The organism is Aeromonas sp. R1-2, from assembly GCF_040908505.1.
In the GTDB taxonomy this organism is placed as follows: domain Bacteria; phylum Pseudomonadota; class Gammaproteobacteria; order Enterobacterales; family Aeromonadaceae; genus Aeromonas; species Aeromonas veronii.
Genome location: NZ_JBFODU010000015.1, coordinates 63245 through 74218, shown reverse-complemented (window position 1 = coordinate 74218; position 10974 = coordinate 63245). Strand labels below are relative to the sequence as shown.

The 10974-nt window shown below is 57.3% G+C and carries 12 protein-coding genes; 10 read left to right on the top strand and 2 right to left on the bottom strand.

The window, feature by feature from the left end; translation table 11 throughout:
- Positions 1-204 (top strand): integrase core domain-containing protein (locus AB5Y76_RS06595; protein ID WP_069566697.1); only part of this gene is annotated, 204 nt, incomplete at its 5' end.
- Between the two features lie 66 nt (positions 205-270).
- Here AB5Y76_RS06595 and rne read toward each other — a convergent pair.
- Entirely contained in the window at positions 271-3237 is a 2967-nt protein-coding gene (rne, locus tag AB5Y76_RS06590) for a ribonuclease E (protein WP_263718532.1), read from the bottom strand.
- Between the two features lie 413 nt (positions 3238-3650).
- Between rne and rluC the strand changes: the two genes are divergently transcribed.
- On the top strand, positions 3651-4595 hold the full coding sequence (gene rluC, locus AB5Y76_RS06585) for a 23S rRNA pseudouridine(955/2504/2580) synthase RluC (protein WP_263718533.1): 945 nt from the start codon (positions 3651-3653) through the stop codon (positions 4593-4595).
- Positions 4595-5290 (top strand): HAD-IA family hydrolase, encoded by a 696-nt coding sequence (locus tag AB5Y76_RS06580; RefSeq protein WP_263718534.1) that lies wholly within the window; start codon positions 4595-4597, stop codon positions 5288-5290. Before rluC ends, AB5Y76_RS06580 begins: the two co-directional genes overlap by 1 nt.
- Positions 5291-5356: 66 nt before the next feature.
- Here the strand turns inward: AB5Y76_RS06580 and AB5Y76_RS06575 are convergent, their stop codons facing one another.
- Positions 5357-5938: a nucleoside triphosphate pyrophosphatase gene (locus AB5Y76_RS06575; RefSeq protein ID WP_263718535.1), complete on the bottom strand. Its 582-nt coding sequence runs from the start codon at positions 5936-5938 to the stop codon at positions 5357-5359.
- Between the two features lie 118 nt (positions 5939-6056).
- On the opposite strand from AB5Y76_RS06575, the gene yceD reads away from it, so the two are divergent.
- From yceD to acpP, 7 genes are all read left to right on the top strand, one after another.
- Positions 6057-6578 (top strand): 23S rRNA accumulation protein YceD, encoded by a 522-nt coding sequence (gene yceD / locus AB5Y76_RS06570; protein WP_013723766.1) that lies wholly within the window; start codon positions 6057-6059, stop codon positions 6576-6578.
- A 19-nt stretch (positions 6579-6597) separates the two neighbouring features.
- The gene (rpmF, locus tag AB5Y76_RS06565; RefSeq protein ID WP_005300935.1) at positions 6598-6765 is read left to right on the top strand and encodes a 50S ribosomal protein L32; all 168 of its coding nucleotides are present in this window, start codon (positions 6598-6600) and stop codon (positions 6763-6765) included.
- 9 nt (positions 6766-6774) lie between these two features.
- Positions 6775-7794 carry a phosphate acyltransferase PlsX gene (gene plsX / locus AB5Y76_RS06560; RefSeq protein ID WP_124929460.1) on the top strand — a complete coding sequence of 340 codons (1020 nt, stop codon included), beginning with the start codon at positions 6775-6777 and terminating at the stop codon, positions 7792-7794.
- 7 nt (positions 7795-7801) lie between these two features.
- Positions 7802-8761 carry a beta-ketoacyl-ACP synthase III gene (locus AB5Y76_RS06555; protein WP_040065495.1) on the top strand — a complete coding sequence of 320 codons (960 nt, stop codon included), beginning with the start codon at positions 7802-7804 and terminating at the stop codon, positions 8759-8761.
- 71 nt (positions 8762-8832) lie between these two features.
- The gene (gene fabD, locus AB5Y76_RS06550) at positions 8833-9768 is read left to right on the top strand and encodes an ACP S-malonyltransferase (protein WP_005333161.1); all 936 of its coding nucleotides are present in this window, start codon (positions 8833-8835) and stop codon (positions 9766-9768) included.
- Between the two features lie 13 nt (positions 9769-9781).
- Positions 9782-10516, top strand: a complete 735-nt coding sequence (fabG, locus tag AB5Y76_RS06545; protein WP_236399975.1) for a 3-oxoacyl-ACP reductase FabG — start codon at positions 9782-9784, stop codon at positions 10514-10516.
- A 158-nt stretch (positions 10517-10674) separates the two neighbouring features.
- Complete coding sequence (acpP, locus tag AB5Y76_RS06540; RefSeq protein ID WP_005300909.1) at positions 10675-10911, top strand: acyl carrier protein; 237 nt, start codon at positions 10675-10677, stop codon at positions 10909-10911.
- The last annotated feature ends 63 nt before the right edge of the window (positions 10912-10974 follow it).

Below are 10974 nucleotides of genomic sequence, written 5' to 3'. Positions count from 1 at the left end.
ATGACGGATGGGTATGACTGTTACCAGAATGCGTTGGCGGAGCGGGTGAACGGGATTTTGAAAGGAGAGTTATTGTTGCAAAGCCCGCAGGATTTAACGCAAGCGCGGGAAATGGTGCGTGAAGCGGTGGATATTTACAACGCGGAGCGGCCGCATCATGCGTTGAAATACAGAACCCCCGATGCGGTACATAGGGGGTTCTGAGTGGAGAAATGCTAGCCGAAAATGTGTAAACCTATTTCAGGACTAGACAGGATCAACCCGGGTTGCTTAGGGGCGACCGGCCGGGCAGGTGGCCACGTTGACGGCGGCTGTGCTGCCACCATGACGACCTGATGTGCTCACTTCGTTGCGTACCAGCGGCGGGTAGTTAACCGGCTCACGAGCAGGCAGGGCAGGGGCTTCGGCAGGAGTTGCCATCGGGGCGGATGCTTTGCGGGCACGAGCCAGCAGGCCAGCACCGTGAGCTACCTGTTTGGTCACGACCGGAGTCTCTTCCACCGCAACCGCAGCGACAGGTGCCGGGGCTTCGACAACCGCAGTTGGCATCTCGACGGCAACCGCTACAGCTTCCACAGCAGGAGTGCTGACAGCAGGGGCCTCTTCAACCACCGGAGCAGTTTCAACGACTTCAGCAGCCGCCTGCTCGGCAGCTTCTTCAGCAACGGCTTCGACAACCACATGCTCGGTCAGTGCCGCAGAGGCTTGCAGGGCAGCAGCGACGGCTTCAGCGCTCGGGATGGTAACAACAGGCACTACCGGTTCTTCAACCTGCGCTTTGGCAATATCGGCCTGGGCTGCGGTGGTCAGAGTGGTGGTATCTTGCTGTTCTTCGTCACGTTGGCTGCGGGCATCTTCGTTGATGCGCTTGCGGCGCTGACCTTCGATACGCTGGCTGCGCGGAGTGCGGCGTGAGCGGCGCTGGCCTTCACTCTGCTCTTCCTGCTCGTTGCCCACAGTGCTATCGAGCACTTCAGCTTGCGCTGGTACTTCGTCAACCGGCAGGGCAGGGGTGTCAGCAGTGGCGACATCGACGCGGATCTGCTTGCGCAGTTGGCGACGTTCGCGGCGCTCGGCCACTTTCTGCTCTTTTTCCTGACGTGGCTGGGCGGCAGCTGCATCGACGGTATCTACTGCGTCAACAACGACTTCGGCACGCGGCTCACGGGGAGCACGAGGTTCACGGGCCGGACGTGGCGCACGTTCCTGGCGCGGTTCGCGAGGCTCGCGCTCCTGACGGGGTTCACGTTCCATGCGCTGTTCGCTGCGCACTTCGCCACGAGCTTCACGCTCCTGACGAGGCTCGCGCTCTTTGCGGGGACGGCGATTGCGGTTTTCACCGGCTTCGCGGTTGCCACCTTCACGCTTCTCGCCAGCTTCCGCATTGTTGCGGTTGCCACGATTGTCGTCACGACGAGGACGCTGACCACGGCCACGACCTTCTTCGCGCTGATGACGCTGACCTTCATCCTTGCGTGCTTCACGAGCTGCTGGTTTCTCGGCGGGCGCTTTCACGTCGGCAGGGGCTGCATCGCTGCTGAACAGGCCGGTAATGCCTTTGATCAGCTTGCTGAAGAAGCCGGCTTCGGCAGGGGCCGCAGCAACAGGAGCCGCCGGCTGTTGCGGTGCAACAGGGGCCGGTTGTGCCGGTTGGGCAAAGCCTTGCAGCAGCGGTTGCTCACGCTCGATCACCTGAGCTTGCTTCGGTTGGTAGACCGGCTTGGCAATCTCGGTTTTCAGCTCGTAGCTGGCCGCTTCCGGGATCTCGTTCTGACGAATACGAGTCACTTCGTAGTGCGGGGTTTCCAGATGCTGGTTCGGAATGATGTAAACACGCACATCATTGCGCTGTTCCAGACTGGCGATGGCGGCACGCTTCTCGTTAAGCAGATAGGCGGCCACATCAACCGGCACCTGACCGTGAACCTGCTCGGTGTTGTCCTTCATCGCCTCTTCTTCGATGAGACGCAGGATGGACAGGGCGAGAGATTCGTTGTCACGGATCACGCCTTGACCCTGGCAACGGGGGCAGATATGGCTGCTGGATTCATTGAGGGAGGGGCGCAGACGCTGGCGAGACATCTCCAGCAGACCGAAACGGGAGATCCGGCCCAACTGGATGCGGGCACGATCCTGATGAACTGCTTCACGCAGACGGTTTTCCACTTCGCGCTGATGGCGAACCGGGGTCATGTCGATGAAGTCGATTACGATCAGGCCACCCAAGTCGCGCAGACGCAATTGACGGGCAATTTCGTCGGCCGCTTCCAGGTTGGTTTGCAGCGCAGTCTCTTCGATATCGCCGCCCTTGGTGGCGCGGGAGGAGTTGATATCGATGGAGGTCAGGGCTTCGGTCGGATCGATAACGATGCTGCCACCGGAGGGGAGGCGCACTTCACGCTGGAAGGCTGATTCGATCTGGCTCTCAATCTGGAAGTGGTTGAACAGGGCAACTTCACCCTTGTACAGCTTCACACGGTTGAGGAAATCGGGACGTACCAGCTCGATATGGGCCTTGGCACGTTCGAAAATCACCGGATTGTCGATCAGGATCTCGCCCACATCGCGACGCAGATAGTCACGGATGGCACGCACGATGACGTTGCTTTCCTGGTGGATCAGCACCGGTGCCGCGCGCTCCTGGGAGGCCTTGTGGATGGAGTCCCAGTGATTGAGCAGGACGTTCAGATCCCACTCCAGCTCTTCCGGAGACTTGCCCACACCGGCGGTGCGCACGATCAAGCCCATGCCTTCCGGCACGGTCAATCCACTCAGGGCTTCTTTCAGTTCAGTCCGCTCATCACCCTCGATGCGGCGGGAGATACCACCGGCACGGGGGTTGTTGGGCATCAGTACCAGGTAGCTACCTGCCAGGCTGATAAAGGTGGTGAGGGCTGCACCCTTGGTGCCACGCTCTTCCTTGTCGATCTGGACGATAACTTCCTGACCTTCGCGGACCACTTCTTTGATGTTGGGACGACCCTGATAGGAGTAACCGGAGGGGAAGTAATTGCGGGCGATCTCCTTCAACGGCAGAAAACCGTGGCGCTCGGCGCCGTAGTCAACAAAAGCAGCTTCAAGGCTGGGTTCTACGCGGGTGATCTTACCCTTGTAAATGTTCGCTTTCTTCTGCTCGTGTCCCGGACTTTCAATATCCAAATCGTAGAGCTGTTGTCCGTCAACCAGCGCTACGCGCAACTCCTCTTCTTGAGTTGCGTTGATAAGCATTCTTTTCATTGAGTTCTCATTATTGTGTCATTTTGATTTCCTCCATCTGGGTCCTGCCAGCGCCGGCCTCGGGTCTTCAGCATACTGGGGCAACCTCCCGGTTGGGGTATGCATGAGGCGCAAACTAAGGGCGTTCTGGTCATCACTTCTCGAGAAGGAATGAATAAGGATGCCGAAATGGAGACAAATAAACGGTGATGTTTGTGTTCTCCATGCGTTGTACCTCGCACCCGGGAACCGTCATGTTCTTGTATACACGGTGTTTCGGGATTGGGTGGCATACTTTTTGGCCACTTAGTACAAGGCTTGAACACAATGACAAAACCTTGTTTATTATCCCATTTAAACCTCTTTTATAGCAAGGCGCCATTTTTCAACAAACCATGCAGCCAAGGGGCGCTGGCAGTGTTAAAATCCGCGCCATGACACAGATACAACAACAAGTGCAGCTGCTCACCATCGAAGCTGAGCATGACGGGCAGCGCATCGACAATTTTCTCAAGACTCAGCTAAAGGGCGTCCCCAAGAGCCTGATCTATCGCATCCTTCGTAAAGGCGAAGTGCGAGTAAACAAAAAGCGCATCAAACCGGAGTACAAACTCTGCGCAGGTGATGAGGTACGGGTGCCCCCCGTGCGTGTTGCCGAGAAGAATGAGCTGCCTTCGGCAAACCTCGGGGTTATCCAGCGTCTGGAGAGCCAGATCCTGTTCGAAGACGATGCCATGATCGTGCTGAACAAGCCCTCCGGCATGGCAGTACACGGTGGCAGCGGCCTGAGTTTTGGCGTTATCGAGGGGTTGCGCGCCCTGCGTCCAGAAGCCCGTTTCCTCGAACTGGTTCACCGTCTCGACCGTGATACCTCTGGCGTACTGCTGGTTGCTAAAAAACGCAGCGCCCTGCGTAGCCTGCATGAGCAGTTGCGCGTCAAGACCATGCGCAAGCAGTATCTGGCGCTGGTTCGTGGCAAATGGCAGGCTCACGTCAAGGTGGTCAATGCACCTCTGCGCAAAAACGACCTGCAGTCTGGCGAACGGGTAGTACGGGTCAGCGCCGATGGCAAGCCATCGGAAACCCGGTTCCGTATCGTGCGTCAATTTGCCGAAGCGACCCTGGTCGAGTGCAGTCCAATCACCGGTCGAACTCACCAGATCCGCGTGCACACCCTGCATGCCGGTCATCCGATCGCCTGTGACGATAAGTACGGTGAAGCGGCGTTTGACGAGAAAATGCGCAGCAAAGGTCTGAAACGGCTCTTTTTGCATGCCTGGAAGCTCAGCTTCACCCATCCGGCCGATGGTCGCGAAATGCAGGTAGAAGCGCCGCTGGCACCTGAGCTCGACAACTTCCTCAACGGCTTGCCACGCTGATGCAGGATATCCGGCTCGCCATTTTCGATTGGGACGGCACCCTGATGGATTCGGTAGGCCGGGTTGTTGCCTGTGTGCAAGGGGCCGCCAGAGATTGTGAGCTGGCGGTACCTGCACCAGCCCAGATCCGGCAGATCATCGGATTGAGCCTCGATGTCGCCATGTCCCGCCTGTTCCCTTTGCGTAGCGACAGTGGCACCGCCATTGATGAGCGCCAGATTGCCATGCTCATCGATCGCTATCGTCATCACTATCTGCACGACACCACCCCCAGCCCGCTGTTTTCTGGGGCAGGGGAGCTGCTGCATGACTGGCAGTCACGGGGGCTGCAACTGGCCGTCGCTACCGGCAAATCGCGCCGTGGGCTGGATCGGGTATTGGATGAGACCGGGCTGCGCCCGTTGTTTGTAACCAGTCGCGGGGCCGATGAGGCTCGCTCCAAGCCTGATCCGCTGATGCTTGAGCAGATCCTGGACGAGCTGGGGCTGTCACCCCGTCAGGCCGTAATGATCGGCGACTCTGTTCACGATATGGCGATGGCCGAGGCAATCGCTATGCCGCGTATTGGCATTACCTGGGGTGTAGATAGTCGTGATGCCCTCGGTCGTCACGGGCCAGTGGCGGTGGTGGATTCCATGGCGGCTCTTCGCGGGCTGTTGCAGACGCCTCTTTTTAAGAGACATCAATCTGCTTGATAACAGAACCCGGTGTATTAACCGGGCTTTTTATATCCTCGATCTAGCTTATCTATTCGTCCGCGATCAGGGCAGGGCAATACCGTGGCGCTCCAGCAGCTCGATCAGGCCGATCAGCGGCAGACCGATCAAGGCGTTAGGATCGCGCCCTTCCAGCCCCTTGAACAGCACGATCCCCATCCCTTCGCATTTGAAACTGCCCGCACACTCAAGGGGCAATTCTGCCTCTACATAGCGGCGAATGGCGGCTTCATCGAGGTTGCGAAAATGGACGGTGAAAGGTTCCACCAGTTGATGAGCCTCACCGGTTGCGGCATTTACCACGCACAGGCCGGTGTGGAAGGTGACGCTGCGACCTTGAGCCGCCATCAGCTGGGCGATGGCATTGTCGATGGTGCCCGGTTTGCCGAGGATGTGATTATCGCAGACACACACCTGATCAGATCCGATGATCAAGCCGTGATCACGATGTTGGGCGACAGCATCAGCTTTGGCACGAGCCAGTCTGGCCACCAGCGCCTCGGCGGATTCGCCAGCCAGTGGTCGCTCATCCACATCGGGGGCGGCACATTCAAAGGGGAGACCGAGCTTCTCCAGCAGGGCTTTGCGATAGCGAGAAGTTGAGGCGAGGATCAGATTCTGTGGCATAATCAGGTACCGATGAAAGCGAGTACCGGCATTCTAGGGACTTGTGACGTTAAAATCATCGGCGGTAAGGACTTTTTCCTTTGACTATCAGTTGTTGGACCTATATTATTCGCGCCCTATGCAAAAGGTGAAGTTGCCCGTTAAGGTTGATCCAGTCCGTAGTGCCTTGAAGCTGCTCGATTACATCGGGATAGTGGAAAAGTCGCAGATGCCCAGGCTGGAGGAATCAACCGCTGGCTTGCAGAGTGATATCGATGTATCACTGCACTTTGGCAAAGATGTCCAGAAGTTGACCGTTATGAAAGGCACTGCCCATGCCAAGGTTGACCTGGTTTGCCAACGTTGCGGAGAGACATTCGAACACCTCTGTGAAGCTGAATTTATCTACACTCCGCTGTTCGAAAGAACAAACGAGGAAGAACTGCCGGAAGCTTATGAGCCCATTGAGTTGGACGAAAACGGCGAGATAGATCTTCATCAAATCCTGGAGGACGAACTCATCCTCTCGTTGCCTCAAGTCGCTATGCATTCTCTGGATGCATGCCCGAGAGGAAACATGGAGATGACCTGGGGTGAAATCGAACCTGCTGATGAGCGGCCGAATCCCTTTGCAGTTCTTGAAGAGCTTAAACGTAAGTGAATTTAGGAGTTAGCCTACAATGGCCGTACAACAGAACCGTAAAACCCGTGCCAAGCGTGGCATGCGTCGTTCCCACGATGCGCTGACCACCGCTGCCCTGACTGTTGATCAGACCAGTGGCGAAATTCATCGTCGTCACCACGTGACTGCCGATGGTTTCTACCGCGGTAAAAAGGTAATCGCTTAAGGATTGCCTTTGTCTACGCAAACTGTCGCGCTAGACATCATGGGGGGAGATATTGGCCCCTCGGAAACAGTGCCTGCCGCCGTGCAGGCACTGTCTCTTTTACCCCAGCTAAAACTGATCCTGGTCGGCGACCAGCACCAGACCTTCTCTCTGCTGCAGCAACATGGCTTGCTGAATCATCCCCGCGTTCGTTTCGTACATGCATCCCAAGTGGTTGGCATGGGCGATAAACCGATCGTGGCGCTGCGTACTCTGAAAGACTCCTCCATGCGGGTGGTACTCAATCTGGTGAAAGCCGGTGAGGCCGATGCTTGCGTCAGTGCCGGTAATACCGGTGCGTTGATGGCGATGGCCAAGTGCGTGCTCAAATCCCTGCCTGGGGTCGATCGGCCGGCACTTATCAAGGCGCTGCCGACATTGAGTGGCAAACGCACAGTGATGCTGGATCTAGGCGCCAACGTCAGTTGCGATGCGGATACCTTGCTGCAGTTTGCGGTGATGGGCTCCGTCGTGGCCGAAAAGGTAGAAGGCATTGCATCCCCCCGTGTTGCCTTGCTCAACATCGGCGAGGAGGAGATCAAGGGCAACGATCTGGTGCGCCACAGCGCCGAATTGTTGCGTCAGTGCCACGCGCTCAATTATGTCGGGTTCGTCGAAGGGGATCGCATCTTCAGCGGTGACAGCGATGTGATCGTCTGCGACGGTTTTGTCGGCAATGTCGCCCTCAAGACGGCCGAGGGGGTGGTGCGGATGATGGCCCAGCTGGCCGGATATCCCCGCAAGAAACGCACCTTTCTTGGCCGGATCGCCGGATTTATGTTCAAACGGCGTTTTTCTTACCTGAACCCCGACCAGTATAACGGGGCAAGTCTGTTAGGATTGCGCGGCATTGTGGTAAAAAGTCATGGGCGGGCCGAACGGCGCGCTCTGTGTAATGCGATCCTGCTGGCCGCACAAGAGGCCAAACATCAACTTCCACTGCAAATAGCAGATCGCCTTGAAGCTGTCTTCTCTGACAGGGATCTATAAGAACTCTATGCATAGCAAAATTCTGGGTACTGGCAGCTACCTGCCGAGTTCAGTGCGTACCAACGCCGATCTCGAGCAGATGGTTGAGACCAGTGATGAGTGGATCGTGGAACGCACCGGTATCCGTGAGCGCCGTATTGCCGGGGCTGACGAAACCGTTGCCACCCTCTCTTACCAGGCCGCCCTGCGCGCCCTGGATGCAGCCGGCTTGACCGCTGCCGATCTCGATATGATAGTGCTGGCCACTACCAGTGCTGAAAATGCCTTCCCGGCTGCCGCCTGCGAGCTGCAGGGGCTGCTCGGCGTACCGGGCATTCCTGCCTTTGACGTGGCTGCAGCCTGCGCCGGTTTCACCTACGCACTCTCCATTGCCGATCAGTTCGTCAAATCCGGCGCAGCCCGCCATGTTCTGGTCGTCGGGGCCGATGTGCTCTCCCGCATGTGCGATCCGCAAGATCGCGGCACCATCATCCTGTTTGGTGATGGGGCAGGGGCTGTGATTGTCGGTGCCAGCGAGACGCCGGGCATCCTCTCTACCCATCTCCATGCCGATGGCCGTTATGGCGAGCTGCTCAAGCTGCCGCACCCTCGCCGCGGCATGCCGGGTGCCGAGCTCGAAGCCTACATGTATATGAAGGGCAACGATGTCTTCAAGGTCGCTGTCACCCGTCTGAGCGAGATCGTAACCGAAACGTTGGCCGCTGCTGGCATCGAGCCGAGCGAGCTGGACTGGCTGGTGCCGCATCAAGCCAACTTCCGCATCATCAGCGCCACAGCCAAGAAGCTCGGTATGAGTCTCGATAAAGTGGTGCTGACCCTCGACAAGCACGGCAACACCTCTGCTGCGTCCGTCCCTGTCGCCTTCGATGAAGGGGTGCGGGATGGCCGGATCAAACCGGGTCAGCTGGTACTGCTGGAAGCCTTTGGCGGCGGTTTTGCCTGGGGCTCGGCGCTGGTTCGCCTCTGATCTTCGGCGGGATGGTGCGCCCATCATCCCGTCACCGATTTCATTTTTGTCTTATCTAAAAGGAATCAATGATGACCCAATTTGCCATTGCCTTCCCGGGACAAGGTTCCCAGTCCGTTGGCATGCTGGCCGAGCTGGCCGAACAACATGCCGTGATCAAGGAGACCTTCGCCGAGGCGAGTCAGGTGCTGGGTTATGACCTGTTTGCCCTGGTGATGGATGGTCCGGTTGAAGATCTGAACAAAACCTGGCGCACCCAGCCTGCGCTGCTGACGGCCTCTGTCGCCCTGTGGCGCCTGTGGCAACAGCAGGGTGGCGCAACGCCTGCCATGATGGCGGGTCACAGCCTGGGTGAGTACTCCGCGCTGGTTTGCAGCGGCGCACTCGATTTTGCCGATGCGGTCAAACTGGTCGAGTTGCGTGGTCTGGCCATGCAGGAAGCGGTACCGGAAGGCACCGGCGCCATGGCGGCCATCATCGGTCTGGATAACGAATCCATCGCAGCCAACTGCGAAAAAGCGGCACAAGGGCAGGTGGTCTCTCCGGTCAACTTCAACTCCCCGGGCCAGGTGGTTATCGCCGGTCACAAAGAGGCCGTTGAGCGAGCCAACGTGCTGATGAAAGAGTCGGGCGCCAAGCGTGCACTGCCGTTGCCGGTCTCCGTGCCGTCTCACTGCGCGCTGATGAAACCTGCCGCAGAAAAACTGGCAGCTGCGCTGGACGGGATCGAGATCAAGGTTCCAACCATCGCGGTCATCAATAATGTCGACGTATCCTGTGAACAGGATCCGGCCGCCATCAAGCAAGCGCTGGTACGTCAGCTGTTCAGCCCGGTTCGGTGGACCGAGACTGTCGAGCGGATGGCCAATGAGGGCGTTACCCTCGAGATCGAGATGGGACCGGGCAAAGTGTTGACCGGGCTCGCCAAGCGCATCGACAAGCGCGTGGAAGGTATTCACGCTAACGATGCCGCCTCTTTCGAGCAGGCGCTGGCCCAGATCAAGTAAACAGGAGCAAGTGATGAGCTTTACCGATAAGGTTGTGTTGGTGACCGGTGCCAGTCGTGGCATCGGCCGTGCGATTGCCGAAACATTCGTGGCCCGTGGCGCGAAAGTGGTCGGTACGGCGACCAGCGAGAGCGGTGCCGAGGCGATCAGCGCCTATCTGGGCGAGAATGGTTGCGGCATGGCACTGAACGTGACCAGCCAGGAATCCATCGAAGCCGTCTTCGCCGCCATCAAGACGCGCTTTGGCGACATCGACATCCTGATCAACAACGCGGGTATCACCCGTGACAACCTGTTGATGCGGATGAAAGATGACGAGTGGAACGAGATCATCGATACCAATCTGACCTCGCTTTATCGTCTGAGCAAACCGGTGTTGCGTGCCATGATGAAGAAACGTCACGGTCGCATCATCAGCATTGGCTCCGTGGTGGGAACCATGGGCAATGCCGGTCAGGTCAACTATGCTGCCGCCAAGGCCGGTCTGGTTGGTTTTACCAAATCGTTGGCGCGGGAAGTGGCATCCCGTGGTATCACAGTGAACGCGGTTGCCCCCGGTTTCATCGAAACCGACATGACCCGTGCCCTTAATGACGATCAACGTGCCGGCATCATGAGTCAGGTGCCTGCCGCCCGTTTGGGTGATCCAAAAGAAATTGCCGCAGCTGTGGTATTCTTGGCTTCTGATGAAGCAGCCTATATCACCGGCGAAACCCTGCATGTTAATGGCGGGATGTACATGGTGTAATCAATTTGTCGTAAGATCTGTTCAAATTTGCGATAGTACGCCGAAGTTTGGCACATTTCGTGGTTTGACCAGCGGCAAGCTACTTGCAAACTCACGTCAATTGAATAAACTACCCCAACCAGACGCAAATAGCGTATTTTTAAAGGAAAATTCAGGTCATGAGCAACATCGAAGAACGCGTAAAGAAAATCATCATCGAACAACTGGGTGTTAAAGAGGAAGACGTTAAGAACGCTGCCTCCTTCGTCGACGACCTGGGCGCTGACTCTTTGGATACCGTTGAACTGGTAATGGCGCTGGAAGAAGAATTCGATACCGAAATTCCTGATGAAGAAGCCGAGAAGATCACCACTGTTCAAGCGGCTATCGACTACATCACCGCTAATCAGGAATAAGTTCCTGTTCTGAAAGAAGCGGCCCAAGGGCCGCTTCTTTTGTATTTGTTCCTTTTCAAAACA